We start from the raw sequence: 13,566 nt of genomic DNA on the forward strand, positions 1-13,566 counted from the left end.
TTGGTCCCGGGATTTGGTGGTGCATTATTTTCACATGAGTGGAAGGATGCGCTATGGGCCAGGTTCACCACGGAAGCGCCACGACGACAGCGGCAGTCCGTCGAGCGATACAACATAGTCAAGAGAGCCTGAGGGTTCTGGCGAAACGCTACGGGATCAACCCGAAGACGGTCGCCAAATGGAAGGGGCGGACCGATACGTCGGATCGACGCACCGGTCCGAAGGTCGCATCCTCAACCATCCTGTCGACCGAAGAAGAAGCGATCGTTGTGGCCTTCCGTCGCCATACCCTGCTGCCTCTTGATGATTGCCTTTATGCGCTTCAGGCGACGATCCCGCATCTGACGCGATCTTCCCTGCACCGTTGTTTTCAGCGCCATGGGATCAGCCGCCTGCCCGAGACCGAAGGCGACAAACCAAAACGGTCGAAGTTCAAGAGTTATCCGATCGGCTATTTTCACATCGACATTGCTGAAGTCCGCACTGAAATGGGGCGCCTTTATCTTCTGGTGGCGATCGACCGGACCTCGAAATTCGCTTTTGTCCAATTGCACGAGAAAGCGACACGTCGCGTTGCCGGTGACTTCCTGCGTGCTCTGGCCGCTGCGGTTCCCTACCGCATCCATACCGTGCTGACCGATAACGGCACGCATTTTACCGATCCGGCCGGCAATGGATGGACACCCGAAGACATCAAGGCCATGCGGGCGGATGGTGTCCTGTTCCGGTGCCACTCTTTTGAACTGGCCTGTGCTGATCTCGATATCGAGCATCGACTGACAAAGCCGCGACATCCCTGGACGAATGGCCAGGTCGAGAGGATGAACCGCACGATCAAGGACGCCACCGTCAAGCGCTTCTACTACGAAACACATGACCAGTTGCGTCAACACCTCGCCGACTTCGTTACCGCCTACAATTTCGCCCGCAGGCTCAAGACCCTGCGCGGCCTCACTCCATATGAATTCATTTGTCAGCAGTGGGAAAAAGAACCATCACGGTTCATACATAATCCGCACCACCAAATCCCGGGACAAAACACCTAGCGCCGGACAGATCGCTCCGAAGATCCAGGCCGAACGTGTGCGCTGATCGGCAGGCGCGCGTGGACGGGTGCCGCGTCTGGCCCAGCGGCGCGTCAGCTTCGTTTTCTGGCCGACCCTCGCCTCGTCGCCCCACCAGAGTTCGATGGCCTTGCCGGGATGCCGGGCCCGGATCCCGGCCATGACGTCGGGGAAGCTTTTTTAAAAACGTCCTGGGCCTCGGGATCCTGGGCATGGTGCCGGGGGCGTCCCGTCAGAAGGCGGAAGTCGAGGCCCCGGATAACGGCGCTCAGCCGGCTGCGCGAAAGAGAGACGCCGAATTCCTCATAAAGCCATTGCCCCAGATCAGCCTGCCGCCAGCGCACCACCCCATGCACGGCAGCGATCGGGCCGTCCTCGATCCGGCGCATCAGCGCTTCCAACATGGCTGGTGTCAGGCGGGGAACGACACCGCCCCCATGATGATCCCGCACGCCATCCGGGCCCTCGGCGTTGAAACGCACCACCCAGTCCCGCACAATCTGCCGATCCGTCCCAGCCAGTCGTGCCGCGTCTCCGCGTGACGCACCATCGTAGATCGCCGCCAGCGCCAGAAGCCGACGCGCCTGGCCCGCATGCCTCGTTGTCCGCGCCAGAGCACGCAGTCCCGCCGCATCATAATCCTCACGCAACGCTAACGCCCCGCCCATTCGGATGCCTCCCGCCCGGTTCGGCATCCTGTGAATCACAGCTCGTTCCAGAACGATACCGTCAGGCAATCACATATGAGTCAGGGCGGACCGGAGTTGGTATTAGACAATTTTCCGGCCTCGCTGCTACCGTTCCCCACGGTCAATAACTATTGGGACACGCTCCTCCATGAGCAAGGCTTTCATCGCCGCCGTTCTTCAGGATTCTCTTGCCTGCACAGGCGTCGCCGCCGGCAAGGCCGCCGACGACCTGATTACCGCCATCGTGGCAACCTTGCAGGAGGAAGGCGGTTTCACGCTGCCGTCGTTCGGCACATTCACCGTGCACAAGACCAAGGCGCGCAAGGCGCTGAACCCCCGCACCGGCGAACCGGTGAAGGTCAAGGCCGGCAAGACCGTCCGTTTCAAGGCCAGTCCCAACCTGAAAAAGGCGGTCTGATCAGGGGCCGGTCCGGCCCCGCCCCGCAGTGGCGCGTGCCGGACCACCCCGAACGGCCCTCCTCCCCGGCGGATGCCTTTCTGGCAATGCCGCTGGACGGCCGCGCGCTTCCGCGATCTGATAAAGCGACCTTTTGTCGTGCATTTCGCGTCCTGGTTGGTTCCGCCCTCGACGGTGGCATTCTATACGCAGCCGACCCACCCCACCGGCCAAGCCACCCGGAGCCCGTCAATGACCACCCTGCCTGCCGATCACCGCGTCACGCTGGAGGATTTGCTGTCCACCGTCGAATCCGTTCTGACGGGCGAACGCGACCTGATCGCCAACATGGCGAACATCTCCGCCCTGCTGTTCGAGGCGCTGCCGGACATCAACTGGGCCGGGTTCTATATCCTGCGTGACGGCGAACTGGTGCTGGGGCCGTTCCAGGGGCGGGTCGCCTGCACCCGCATCGCAGTGGGCCGGGGCGTCTGCGGCACCGCCGCGGCCCGGCGAAGCACCATCGTGGTGCCCGACGTGCATGCCTTTCCCGGCCATATCGCCTGCGACACCGCGTCCGAATCCGAAATCGTCGTTCCGATCCTGGACGGTGACCGGCTGATCGGGGTGCTGGATATCGACAGCCCGATCAGGGACCGTTTCACACCGCAGGATCGGCTGGTCCTGGAACAGGTGGCGGCGCTGCTTGTTCCCGCACCGACCGCCTGAGCGCTAGGGGACGCGTACACCCGGCGTACGGGCCGAGGGCGGCAGGTCGCTGTAGAACGCGAACGTGTTCCGCCCCGCCGCCTTGGCGTAGTACATCGCATGGTCCGCGCACGACATCAGGTGCGTGGGCGTATCGGCGTCGCCCGGCACGGCGGCCACACCGACGCTGGCGGTCACCGGGTATGAGTCGGACTCGACAGCAAACCCGCAGCGGAACTTTACCAGGAACGACTGAATCAGCATCTGCACCGCGGCGCTGCGCGGCTCGGCCTGGATCAGGAAGGCGAATTCATCCCCCGACAGGCGCGCAGCGATGCCCGGCGGTTCGTTGCAGGCCTCCGCCGTCTCGGCGGCCGAGGCCACCAGCGCCTTGGCCACCGCCACCAGCAGGGCATCACCGGTCCGATGGCCGTGCTCGTCATTGACCTGTTTGAAATTGTCCAGGTCGATGAACAGCATGGTCAGCGGGCGGCCGGTTTCGGCGCTGTCCAGAAAGAACCGTTCCAGCATTTCGTTGAAATAGATCCGGTTGCCGATGCCCGTCACCGAATCCGTCTCGTACAGCCGCCGGGTCTTGCGCAGCGCCCGCGCCAGTTGCCCGTGCAGCATCCGCACATTCGCCGCCAGCCGCCCGATCTCACCCCGTTCGGGCACATCGATGTCGATCCGGCGCTTTTCCATGATCGCCGTCACCTGCCGGTCCAGTTCCTCGATCGGTGCGATGATATAGCGCCGCACCAGCAGCATCAGCACACCGACCGACATCACGCTGAGGACCACGACGAACATCCCGATCACCATCGCGACCCGCGTCAGCTTCGCCCGCATATAGGACCCGGCCGGGGTTACCCGGGCGTACAGCGCGGGTGCCAGTCGGACGCTGGCGGACAGCCCCCTGCCCGGCACCGGCGGTGTGGCCGACAATTCGACCGGTGCCCCGTACTCGACCGCCAGGGTGTGGCGAATCGTCTCGAAACGGCTGGGCTTCACAGCGATCTGCAACAGGACGGACTGTTCCGGCAGCATCCCGGAGGAAACCGGGCGATTGCCCCGCGCCTGAACTTCCGCCGCATCCAGCAGATAGGTCGTGCCGTCCTTTTCCGTCACCAGGCCGGTGCGCGACAGCGCGTTGTCGGTCAGGACGGCGTGCGCGAATGCCGCCTGATGCTCGCCCAGCGTCTGGAACGGGTCCAGGCCGTTGTCGAAATAGAAGATCTCGCGCCCATCGGACTGGAAGACGCTGCACGACACCTTCGTCCCGTCATTGGGAACGAGTGATTGCAGGCTGTCCTGGATTCCGATGGCCAGGACACGGGTCCGGTAGGCCTGATCGGATTCGTTGATGAAGGACATGAAGGCGCTGCTGTTGCGGATGACGTACAGCAACTGCGCTTCGAGCGACACATAATCGGAATAGGACGTCTTGAGCTGGAACAGTTCCTGCTGCACGCGCGCCTTGTGCAGCAGGACCAGTGCGGTACGGTATCCCAGGAACGCCGCCCCGCCGGCCAGGATGTGGCCCAGCAGGACGATCGGCAGCAGGACCGCGAATGCGCGTCTATTGAGCGTCATGGATCGCAATCAGGGCGCCGAGAATCCGCCTCCGCAACGCCAGGCTGTCGGTCGGCACGGGCTTGCGATAGATGATGGGGTAGGATTGGGGCGGATAGATCTGGGGATCATCGCGGACCGCGCGGGGCAGCATCGCCTCGGCGCGCGGATTCGGTGTCGGCTGGTGCAGGAAGATCGCATCCCGGACCGCATTGTCCGGCCTGACCAGGAAGCGGATGAACTTCTCCGCCAGGTCGGGACGGGAGGTCCGGCTGAGCACAGCCAGGCAGTCGACCCATACCATCACCCCTTCACGCGGCGTGACGAACCGCCAGGGCTGGGTCTGGTCCGTCGTCATGTTCAGGGTCTTCTCGTCCCCCGTTCCCCCCAGTCCGATATCGATCAGGTCATGCACGCTGCGTTCCTGCTGCGCGGTGACGGGCAATCCATAGATCAGGACGGCCGGCGCCTGGGCGCGCAGCAGGTCGAACGCGCGGCGCAGGTCCTGGGGATCGCCGCTGTTCATCGGACGCCCCAGATAATTCAGGGCGGCAGCCAGCAGTTCCTCCTGATCATCGGGCATCGCGATATGTCCCACCAGCGCCGGGGCGGGCTTCAGCAGGTCGCCCCACGAACTGGGCGGCACCTTCAGCCGGTCGGCGCGGTAGACGATGCCGGTATTCCCCCAGCTATAGGGCACGCCGTAACGGCCGCACATCGCGCGCCACCGCCCTTCGCTCTGCTCCTCCGGCGGCAGGGGGAAGCGGGACTGGTCGAGCAGGAGCCCGCGTTCGCCGAACGCCTGGACGTGGGCGCTGTCGATTACCGCCAGGTCGATCGGCGCATTCACGTTCGCGACCATCAGGTCGCGCCGGTCCCCACTGTCGAAGATGATCTGGTTGATGTCGATGCCGGTCATGTCGGTCCACGACTTGACCACTTCGGGACTGACGCCCGATTCCCAGACCAGGAAATTCAACGGTGCCGCCGATGATGCCTGGCAGCCGAAAACGATCAGGATCGCAGGCAGGATGATTCGGAAACCGGGACAGGCGCGCGCAATTCCCGTTCTGCCAGGCCGTCGCGATGTCCACTGCCGCATGCCGGAAAACAGCCCCTCCATTCCGGCCAACCCTTTGTCCCAATAGCGGCGACAGGCCGTCGCGCGAGTATAGTGCAAGACTCCTGGACGATATGACCGACCCCGCCCATCCACTTTGACGTTATTACGCATTCCCAGTCCATGATCAACCGCCGGCCCATGATCAGGCCGATTCTCTGATCGGAAAGACAGTATTGATTTTTCCCGTCATAAGTTCCACGCGACTCTAACCGGGTAACACGGAACTGATTACGATCCTCAATCGATCTCGGCCATCGCCTTTCGCCGGGCCTCCGCGCCCTGTTCGTCGGCTCCGGCCCTCCGTTTCCCGGTCCCCTGCTTCCCGCTGCCGTCCTTTCCAGTTTCCAACGGTTTGGATAGCCTGCCCTTCTGTCCAGCGAAGGCCCGACCGTGCTCGAATCCTCTCCTCTGATCCCGCCCATGCCGCCCATGCTTGCGGACCGGGCCGGCGGCCTGGGCGTGCTGGCGGCATTGCGGCGCAACGGCTATTCTGCCTTTCCGCGCCGCTGCTTCGACCAGTCGGTGGTCAGCCTGCGCGCCCTGGGCCGGCCGCTGGTCCTGGCCGCGGGACCTGATTCCGTCCAGAACATCCTGGTGACCCAGGCGGGGGGATACCGGCGCCTGCGCGTCGGCCAGCGGGTACTGAGCCCGATCGTCGGGCGCGGCCTGCTGGTCAGCGAGGGCGAGACCTGGCGGCGGCAGCGCCGCGCCATGGCGCCGGCCTTCACCCCGCGCGGCGTGCCCGTCCTGGCCGGGCATATCGCCGCCTGCGCCGACCGCGCCTGCCGGGCGCTGGAGCCCGACCGCCCGGTCGACCTGTTTTCCACCATGCGGCGCCTGGCGCTGGACGTGGCGGCGGTTTCGATGTTCTCGCTGGATATCGGGTCCTTCGACCGTCCATTGCGCGATTCCGTCACCCGCTTCATGACCGGCATCGGCACGCCGCGCCCCGGCGATTTCCTGCTGCCGCCCGGCATGCCCACGCTGCTGGGCTGGCGGCGGCGGCGCTTTCGCCGGCGCTGGGTCGCCCTGATCGGGCAGATCATCGCGGCCCGCCAGGCCCTGGGCCCCACCGACGCCCCGCGCGACCTGTTCGACCTGATGCAGGCCGCCTTCGGCGCGGAGGGCGGCGGCACGACGTCCGAACTGATCGACGAAGTCGCGACCATGATCGTCGCGGGGCACGAGACCACGGCCTCGGTCCTGTTCTGGGCGTGCCTGCTGCTGGCGCAGTCGCCCCGCTGGCAGGACGAAGTGGCGCGAGAGGTCCGCGACATGGACCTGTCCCCCGCCGGCGCGGCCACGACGCTGCCCGCGCTGCATGTCACCACCGCCGTCGTGCGCGAAACGCTGCGCCTGTACCCGCCCGCGTTCATGAGCGGCCGCGAAAGCGTCGACGAGGCCGACCTGTGCGGTCACACGGTGCCGAAGGGGGCGATGGTCCTGCTGCCCTTCTGGATGCTGCATCGCAATCCCGCGCTGTGGGACAACCCCGGCTGCTTCGACCCCGCGCGTTTCCTGGACCGGCCGGACCCGCCGCGCTTCGCGTTCCTGCCGTTCGGGGCCGGCCCGCATGTGTGCATCGGCGCGCAACTGGCAATGACCGAAGCGGTGCTGGTGCTGGCGCGCGTGGTGCAGGATGTCTCGCTGGCCCTGGTGGACCACGCTCCCGTCCTGCCGGTCGGCGTGCTGTCGACGCGGCCCAGCTACGCCCCCGCCTTTCGCCTGACGCGCCGGGCGTAAAGGCCGCTACGGCCGCCTGGGGGCAGCGGCGGTGGCGTCAGGCAACCCGGTCCAGGAACACGACGGTCGATGCCCCGCCTTCGACCATGGTCGTAATGGCCGCGTTGAAACGCCGCCCGTGCTCCATGCCGATATGCGCCTCGAACGCCGCCTGGTCGCGATAGGTCTCCTCGACATGAAAGGCGGCGGGATCGTTTTCCAGCCGATAGACGACGAAGCGCAGGCAGCCGGGCTCGGCCCGGACCTGTCCCGCCAGGTCGCGCAGCAGGGCCGCGACGGCGTCCTCCTGCCCCGGCAGCGCGCGCATGGTGGCGTAGAGTGTCTTTTCCATCCGGCTCTCCATCAGGTCTTTATCCCGTAATGTTAACATCATGCACCAGTACGGTCGTCCGGGTAAAACTGTCCAGGCTGCCCAGGGCCAGCAGGATCGTCAGCCAGAACAGGCCGCCCAGCGCGAAGATGACCGCCAGCTTCGGTGCATGCAGGATCTGCATGAAGCCCAGCACGATGACCAGTACCATCAGGATGGCCAGCACGGACACGGCGATCCCGATTCCCGCCCGCGCGGCCGCCAGTTCCGCCACCAGCAGCAGGACCAGCATTCCCCAATATATCGCGATGCGCGTCATCATGCCCGCCCGATCAGATAGAGCAACGGGAACAGCAGCATCCAGATCAGGTCGACGAAGCTCCAGTACAGGCCCACGACGTCGACCGGCGTGTTCCATGCGGGACTGAACGCCTGTCGATGGGCCTTGCGGCAGATCCACAGGATCAGCCCGATTCCGACCACCATGTGCATGCCGTGCAGGAAGGTCGCCAGGAAGTAGAAGCTGTAGAACAGTTCGGCGCCCCCGAAATCCGGGCCATGAAGGGCGAAATGCGGCCCGGGAAACAGGTTTTCACCAAATTCCTGTCCCCATTCGATCCCCTTCAGGGCCAGGAATGCCAGGCCCAGCGCCGCCGCGCCGAGTCCGGCCCGGACCACGCGGCGGTTGTCGCCACGCCTTGCCGCCTCGACCGCCATCGTAAAGACGGCGCTGCTGGTGATCAGGATCAGGGTGTTGACCGCCCCGATCGCCAGGTTCGTGTGGCGCACGCCCAGGGCCCATCCGCCGGCCCGGGTGTGCGAATAGATCAGGCAGACCAGGAACAGGCCACCGAACAGCAGCGCCTCGCTGGCCAGGAACAGCCACATGCCGGCAAGCGCGCTTTCGTCGCGATGCAGGGGCGTCTCGTAAGGGGAATGGTGGTCGAGCGTCGAACCGTCAGACATGCGGCACCCCCGTATCCGCCAGCCCGGCATGGGTATCCAGGTCCGCGTAATCGTACGCGTCGGTGGTCACGACCGGTGTGACGGCGAAATTCTCGGTGGGCGGGGGCGATGTCGTCCGCCATTCCAGGCCCGTCGCCCCCCACGGGTTGTCGGGCGCGCGGGCGCCGCGAAACAGCGACCAGGTGAAATAGACCAGCGGCATCGCATAGGCGACGGCCAGGATACTCGCCCCGGCCGAGGACAGCACGTTCAGGACCTGGAACTGCGCGGGATAGGTGGCATAGCGGCGGGGCATGCCCTCGAACCCCAGGATGAACTGGGGGAAGAAGGTCAGGTTGAAGCCGAAGAAGATCAGGGCGGCCGCCAGGCGTCCCCACATTTCGGGGTACATCCGGCCCGTGATCTTGGGCCACCAGTAATGCAGGCCGCCGAAATAGGCCGATACCATGCCGCCGACCATGATGTAGTGGAAATGCGCGACCACGAAATAGGTCTGCGTCAGATGCACGTCGGCGGCCAGCGAGGCCAGGAACAGGCCGGTCAGGCCGCCCACGGTGAACAGGCCGATGAAGCCCATCGCATACAGCATCGGGGCGTCCAGGCGGATGGAACCGCCATGCATCGTGCCCAGCCAGTTGAAGACCTTGATGGCCGACGGGACCGAGACGAAGAAGCTGAACATCGAAAAGACGATGGCGGAATAGAGCGACGTTCCGGCGACGAACATGTGGTGCCCCCACACGATGAAGCCGATCGCCGCGATCGAGACCGACGACCATGCCACGAAGCGGTAGCCGAACACCGGCTTGTGGCAGAACGTGCTGACGATTTCGCTGACCACGCCCATGCCGGGCAGGATCATGATGTAGACGGCGGGGTGGGAGTAGAACCAGAACATCTGCTGGAACAGCAGCGGATCGCCGCCCAGCGTCGGGTCGAACACGCCCACGTGGAACAGGCGTTCGAACGCCAGCAGCAGCAGCGTGATGCCCAGGACCGGTGTCGCCAGCACGAAGATGACGCTGGTGGCATACAGCGCCCACAGCATCAGCGGCAGGCGGTACCACGTCATGCCCGGCGCGCGGAGCTGATGGATGCTGACGATGAAGTTCACCCCCGTCGCGATCGAGGAAAACCCGTTGAGGAAGATACCCAGCACGACCGGCAGTACCCGGCCCTCGGTATAATCCGACGAAAGCGGGGTATAGAACGTCCAGCCGGTTTCCAGGCCGCCCCGGAACAGCCCGTAGACCACCAGCAGGCCCGACGCGACGAAGAGGTACCAACTGATAAGGTTGAGGCGCGGAAACGCAAGGTCGCGGGCGCCCAGCATCAGCGGGACCAGGAAGTTCCCCAGCGTGACCGGAATCGACGGCACCAGGAACAGCCAGACCATCACCACGCCATGCATGGTGAACATCCGGTTATAGGTCGCATCGGACAGGATGGTGCCGTTCGGTTCCAGCAACTGCAGCCGCACCAGCGCCGCCCCGACGCTGCCCAGCACAAAGAAGGCGGTGATCGAGCCCAGATAGAGCAGGCCGATCCGCTTGTGGTCACGCGTCAGCAGCCAGGATCGCAGGGTTCCGTCCTGCCAGAGATAGCTTTCCGACATCGCGTCAATTCCCTGCAACTGGAGGAAGGGCGGGCGAGAGGGTCTGCAGGTAGGCGACCAGCGCGGCCAGGTCGTCCTCGGCCAGGACGCCGCGAAAGGACGGCATTTCGGTCGCGAAGGCGGCAGCCTGCCTGCGCGGCGGATCAAGGATGGAATCATGCAGGAACGCGGCATCGGCCATGATCGCGCGGCCGTCCGCCAGCGTCACCCGGCTGCCGTACAGCCCGACCATCGACGGCGCCCGGCTGGTATCCGCCGCATCCGGGGCATAGCGGCTGGAGGCATGGCAGCCGCTGCAGCCGCTGCGGATGAACAGGGCCTCGCCCGTCATCGCCAGGCTGCCGCTGGCCGGCGTGCCGTTCAGCCAGCCGGCATAATCCGCGGCGCTCAGGACCGTCACCGTGCCGGTCATGCGGGAATGGGCCAGGCCGCAGAACTGGGTGCAGTAAAGGCGGAACGATCCGGTCTGCGTTGCCGTGAACCACAGGCTCTGATACCGGCCGGGCAGCACGTCGTGCTTGATCCGCAGCGCCGGGATCGAAAAATCGTGGATCACGTCTTCCGATGTCAAAAGCAACTGCACCGGCCGGCCCACCGGCACATGCAGCGCGTTGATTTCGCGCTGGCCGCCCGGATACTGGATCTTCCACATCCATTGCTTGCCGGTGACATAGACCTGGATCGCCCCGGCCGGGGGGCGGAAGGCCACGACGTAAAGCTGCGTGGCCCACAGGAACAGGCCGAAGAAGATCACCAGCGTCGCCGAGGTCCAGGAAATCTCGAACCACCAGCTTTTATGTTCCGCGATGGCCCGGACGATATCCGTCGTGCGGCCGGCACGGAAACGCAGCACGTTCAGCAGCATCAGCCCGAACACCAGCCCCAGCACCGCCAGGCTGATGAGCACCAGTCCGGCCAGCAGGATATCGATCCGCATGGCGTGGGACGAGGCTTCGGGCAGCCAGGTCATCGCGCCCTCCGCCAATGGGCCATGCCCAGCAGGGTGGCCAGGGTCAGTACCGTCATCAGCGCGCCCAGCCGCAGCAGCTTGCGGACCGCCAGTGTAACCGGACACTAGGATTGGAACATCCGGGGATGTGGGATGTGGTGGGATATGCGGGGATGTCGTGGGATGAAAATCGGCGGTCGCGCGGTGGGTGTGGGGATTGCAAGGGGGGTGTGAGACCCCGGGTGGCGCGGACAGCAGATTTGGAACTTGGGGTGGATTCACCCTGCCGGCGGACGGTTGGATTGGAACTGTCGGTGCCGGGCGCTCAGGGGGCTCTCAGCGGGTCGTAATCGGTTCTTAGGGCATCTCATGGAAGAGCATTTTGACCTTCCCGACGATGCAGAGCTGGTCGGATCGCTCGGCCTCGCCCCAGCACACATTCTCCAGCGGCACCTCGTCCGGCGGGTATATCGTGTTGTCGCTGGAGATGCGAATGCTGCCGTCGGCGCGCAGGGAGAGGCGCTTCACGAGCAGCTGGCCATTGAGGACCATGACGTAGACGCCGGACAAACTGTTTGATCGTCTAGTATCGATAACCAGACCGTCTTCACTATTGATCGTCGGAACCATGCTGTCGCCGTTGGCGTGGATAATAATGGCGTCGCTGGGATGCACATTCGCCATATCAAGTATGGCTTTGAAAATCTGTAGAAGTCTCGACTAAATCTGACGGATGGTGTCTGCTGAAGCTCAACCAGGGCTGCGGCGGGGGCGGAGTGGCCGGGCGACGCAGCCCCCGCCGCAGCCATCGGAGGATATCCTCATGACCCGTGACCAGAAGATCATCCGCGCCAAAGTTGGCCTGCTGGAACTATCGAAGCAACTGGGCAACGTCTCCCAGGCCTGCAAGATGATGGGGTATTCGCGCGACAGCTTCTACCGCTTCAAGGAGCTCTACGACAAAGGCGGCGAAATCGCGCTCCAGGAACTCTCCCGCCGCAAACCCTTGCTGAAAAACCGCGTCGAGCCGGCGGTTGAGGAAGCAGTGGTCGCGATCGCCATCGAACAACCGGCCTGGGGCCAGGCCCGCGTGGCCAACGAACTGCTCAAGCGCGGCGTCACCGTCTCTCCTTTCGGGGTGCGCAGCATCTGGCTGCGCCACGACCTCGCTACCATGAAGCTCCGCCTCAAGGCGCTCGAAGCCAAGATGGCCCAGGAACGGCTGATCCTCACCGAAAGCCAGCTTGCGGCCCTGGAGAAGGCCAAGGCCGACAAGGAGGCCTGGGGCGAGTTCGAGACCGAATGTCCCGGCTATTGCGGCGCTCAGGATACCTTCTATGTCGGCACCCTGAAGGGCGTCGGTCGCGTCTACCAGCAGACCTTCGTCGATACCTACAGCAAGGTCGGCTTCGCCAAGCTCTATGACCGCAAGACCCCGGTTACCGCTGCCGACCTGCTCAACGACCGCGTCATCCCCTTCTTCGAGCTGCACGATCTCCCGCTCCAGCGCGTGCTGACCGACCGGGGCACCGAATTCTGCGGCTCTCATGACCGCCATGAATACGAACTCTATCTGGCGGTGGAGAACATCGACCATACCCGCACCAAGGCGCGCAGCCCGCAGACCAACGGCATCGTCGAGCGCTTCCACAAGACCATGCTCGACGAGTTCTATCGTGTCACTTTTCGCCGCAAGATCTACGACAGCATCCACGAACTCCAGGCAGACCTCGACGAATGGATGGATGACTTCAACCGCAATCGCACCCACCAGGGACGATACTGCTTCGGCAAAACCCCGATGCAAACCTTCCTTGACGCAGCCCACCACGCCCGCGAAAAAGATATCGGGCGCCACGTCGAACACCACATGAACGCGTAGCATCCACGCCGGCCACTTCAAGCCGTCCGTCAGATAAAGTGCAAACTTCTACAGAAAATCTTAATTATAACTGGCTTTGGTCTCTCATCATTGAGAAGCCCGAACCCCGCCGAAGCGCGAACATCGTAATACCTTACATCAACAAGGTTCTGGTTTGCTGGAATGAAGGCTTCGTGCGCGGGCCCTGCCTGCTGGGCGTTGCTGATCTCCATAGGCCCGACTCCCTCTGCTAGCCATTCCAGAGAGACGCCGCAGGCTTTTGCCAGCGCGATCATCGTTCCCGCCTTCATCTCCCGTCCGGCGAGGTAGTTGTTGAGTGTCCCAAATGGGATTCCAGCACGAGCGGCTACCTGGGTGTTTCCTCCAGCCAGCCTGACAGCCTCCCTCAAGCGTTCGGCTCGCTCTGCGGTGCCAAACTTGTCCGCGTCGGGGTCGGAATTCCGTTCAGCGATACTGTCCCGGCTCATATTCTCAATTCTGCCTTTTAAGTCAGTGTGTTGTCTCAAATTTGCCAACATTACCTAAAATTTAGGTTCGGAATGTTCTGT

The 13,566-nt window shown here is 64.1% G+C and carries 14 protein-coding genes and 1 pseudogene; 5 read left to right on the forward strand and 10 right to left on the reverse strand.

All coding sequences use genetic code 11. The features are described 5' to 3' along the window. The first annotated feature begins 53 nt into the window (after positions 1-53). Complete coding sequence (locus GDI_RS12275) at positions 54-1,046, forward strand: IS481-like element ISGdi9 family transposase (protein WP_012224956.1); 993 nt, start codon at positions 54-56, stop codon at positions 1,044-1,046. Here GDI_RS12275 and GDI_RS19180 read toward each other — a convergent pair. Next, positions 1,041-1,732, reverse strand: a pseudogene (locus GDI_RS19180) (IS630-like element ISGdi4 family transposase); the annotation flags it as partial. The gene GDI_RS12275 and the pseudogene GDI_RS19180 overlap by 6 nt on opposite strands. A 169-nt stretch (positions 1,733-1,901) precedes the next feature. On the opposite strand from GDI_RS19180, the gene GDI_RS12285 reads away from it, so the two are divergent. Both GDI_RS12285 and GDI_RS12290 read left to right on the forward strand, forming a co-directional pair. Continuing rightward, positions 1,902-2,171 (forward strand): HU family DNA-binding protein, encoded by a 270-nt coding sequence (locus GDI_RS12285; protein ID WP_012226605.1) that lies wholly within the window; start codon positions 1,902-1,904, stop codon positions 2,169-2,171. A 231-nt stretch (positions 2,172-2,402) separates the two neighbouring features. Next, positions 2,403-2,879, forward strand: a complete 477-nt coding sequence (locus GDI_RS12290) for a GAF domain-containing protein (RefSeq protein ID WP_012226606.1) — start codon at positions 2,403-2,405, stop codon at positions 2,877-2,879. Positions 2,880-2,882: 3 nt separating this feature from the next. Here GDI_RS12290 and GDI_RS12295 read toward each other — a convergent pair whose 3' ends face one another. Both GDI_RS12295 and GDI_RS12300 read right to left on the reverse strand, forming a co-directional pair. Next, positions 2,883-4,451 (reverse strand): GGDEF domain-containing protein, encoded by a 1,569-nt coding sequence (locus GDI_RS12295; RefSeq protein ID WP_012226607.1) that lies wholly within the window; start codon positions 4,449-4,451, stop codon positions 2,883-2,885. Further along, entirely contained in the window at positions 4,438-5,409 is a 972-nt protein-coding gene (locus GDI_RS12300; protein WP_157871042.1) for a polyamine ABC transporter substrate-binding protein, read from the reverse strand. Before GDI_RS12300 ends, GDI_RS12295 begins: the two co-directional genes overlap by 14 nt. A gap of 564 nt (positions 5,410-5,973) precedes the next feature. On the opposite strand from GDI_RS12300, the gene GDI_RS12305 reads away from it, so the two are divergent. Continuing rightward, positions 5,974-7,296, forward strand: coding sequence for a cytochrome P450 (locus GDI_RS12305; RefSeq protein WP_231854113.1), 1,323 nt, complete (start codon positions 5,974-5,976; stop codon positions 7,294-7,296). Between the two features lie 37 nt (positions 7,297-7,333). On the opposite strand, the gene GDI_RS12310 is transcribed toward GDI_RS12305, so the two are convergent. The 6 genes from GDI_RS12310 to GDI_RS12335 form a co-directional block, all read right to left on the reverse strand. Next, on the reverse strand, positions 7,334-7,627 hold the full coding sequence (locus tag GDI_RS12310; protein ID WP_012226610.1) for a putative quinol monooxygenase: 294 nt from the start codon (positions 7,625-7,627) through the stop codon (positions 7,334-7,336). Positions 7,628-7,646: 19 nt separating this feature from the next. Then, positions 7,647-7,928, reverse strand: coding sequence for a hypothetical protein (locus GDI_RS12315; RefSeq protein ID WP_231854114.1), 282 nt, complete (start codon positions 7,926-7,928; stop codon positions 7,647-7,649). Next, positions 7,925-8,572 carry a cytochrome c oxidase subunit 3 gene (locus GDI_RS12320; protein ID WP_012553376.1) on the reverse strand — a complete coding sequence of 216 codons (648 nt, stop codon included), beginning with the start codon at positions 8,570-8,572 and terminating at the stop codon, positions 7,925-7,927. Before GDI_RS12320 ends, GDI_RS12315 begins: the two co-directional genes overlap by 4 nt. Then, on the reverse strand, positions 8,565-10,187 hold the full coding sequence (locus GDI_RS12325; RefSeq protein WP_012226613.1) for a cytochrome c oxidase subunit I: 1,623 nt from the start codon (positions 10,185-10,187) through the stop codon (positions 8,565-8,567). The genes GDI_RS12320 and GDI_RS12325 overlap by 8 nt, the downstream gene beginning before the upstream one ends. A 4-nt stretch (positions 10,188-10,191) precedes the next feature. Continuing rightward, positions 10,192-11,157: a cytochrome c oxidase subunit II gene (gene coxB, locus GDI_RS12330; RefSeq protein WP_012553378.1), complete on the reverse strand. Its 966-nt coding sequence runs from the start codon at positions 11,155-11,157 to the stop codon at positions 10,192-10,194. Between the two features lie 336 nt (positions 11,158-11,493). Next, positions 11,494-11,820, reverse strand: coding sequence for a S24 family peptidase (locus tag GDI_RS12335; RefSeq protein WP_050935029.1), 327 nt, complete (start codon positions 11,818-11,820; stop codon positions 11,494-11,496). A 139-nt stretch (positions 11,821-11,959) separates the two neighbouring features. Between GDI_RS12335 and GDI_RS12340 the strand changes: the two genes are divergently transcribed. After that, entirely contained in the window at positions 11,960-13,018 is a 1,059-nt protein-coding gene (locus tag GDI_RS12340) for an IS481-like element ISGdi10 family transposase (RefSeq protein WP_012222646.1), read from the forward strand. Positions 13,019-13,047: 29 nt separating this feature from the next. Here the strand turns inward: GDI_RS12340 and GDI_RS18620 are convergent, their stop codons facing one another. Then, positions 13,048-13,485 carry a helix-turn-helix domain-containing protein gene (locus GDI_RS18620; RefSeq protein ID WP_050935032.1) on the reverse strand — a complete coding sequence of 146 codons (438 nt, stop codon included), beginning with the start codon at positions 13,483-13,485 and terminating at the stop codon, positions 13,048-13,050. Between the last annotated feature and the right edge of the window lie 81 nt (positions 13,486-13,566).

Source organism: Gluconacetobacter diazotrophicus PA1 5 (assembly GCF_000067045.1).
Taxonomy (GTDB): domain Bacteria; phylum Pseudomonadota; class Alphaproteobacteria; order Acetobacterales; family Acetobacteraceae; genus Gluconacetobacter; species Gluconacetobacter diazotrophicus.

What these genes read in the sequence shown, in the direction of transcription:
- GDI_RS12340 (WP_012222646.1), top strand. Translation starts at nt 11,960, where the DNA reads ATGACCCGTGACCAGAAGATCATCCGCGCCAAAGTTGGCCTGCTGGAA.
- GDI_RS12310 (WP_012226610.1), bottom strand. Translation starts at nt 7,627, where the DNA reads ATGGAAAAGACACTCTACGCCACCATGCGCGCGCTGCCGGGGCAGGAG.
- GDI_RS12335 (WP_050935029.1), bottom strand. Translation starts at nt 11,820, where the DNA reads ATGGCGAATGTGCATCCCAGCGACGCCATTATTATCCACGCCAACGGC.
- GDI_RS12305 (WP_231854113.1), top strand. Translation starts at nt 5,974, where the DNA reads ATGCCGCCCATGCTTGCGGACCGGGCCGGCGGCCTGGGCGTGCTGGCG.
- GDI_RS12275 (WP_012224956.1), top strand. Translation starts at nt 54, where the DNA reads ATGGGCCAGGTTCACCACGGAAGCGCCACGACGACAGCGGCAGTCCGT.
- GDI_RS18620 (WP_050935032.1), bottom strand. Translation starts at nt 13,485, where the DNA reads ATGAGCCGGGACAGTATCGCTGAACGGAATTCCGACCCCGACGCGGAC.
- GDI_RS12285 (WP_012226605.1), top strand. Translation starts at nt 1,902, where the DNA reads ATGAGCAAGGCTTTCATCGCCGCCGTTCTTCAGGATTCTCTTGCCTGC.
- GDI_RS12290 (WP_012226606.1), top strand. Translation starts at nt 2,403, where the DNA reads ATGACCACCCTGCCTGCCGATCACCGCGTCACGCTGGAGGATTTGCTG.
- GDI_RS12295 (WP_012226607.1), bottom strand. Translation starts at nt 4,451, where the DNA reads ATGACGCTCAATAGACGCGCATTCGCGGTCCTGCTGCCGATCGTCCTG.
- coxB (WP_012553378.1), bottom strand. Translation starts at nt 11,157, where the DNA reads ATGACCTGGCTGCCCGAAGCCTCGTCCCACGCCATGCGGATCGATATC.
- GDI_RS12325 (WP_012226613.1), bottom strand. Translation starts at nt 10,187, where the DNA reads ATGTCGGAAAGCTATCTCTGGCAGGACGGAACCCTGCGATCCTGGCTG.
- GDI_RS12315 (WP_231854114.1), bottom strand. Translation starts at nt 7,928, where the DNA reads ATGATGACGCGCATCGCGATATATTGGGGAATGCTGGTCCTGCTGCTG.
- GDI_RS12320 (WP_012553376.1), bottom strand. Translation starts at nt 8,572, where the DNA reads ATGTCTGACGGTTCGACGCTCGACCACCATTCCCCTTACGAGACGCCC.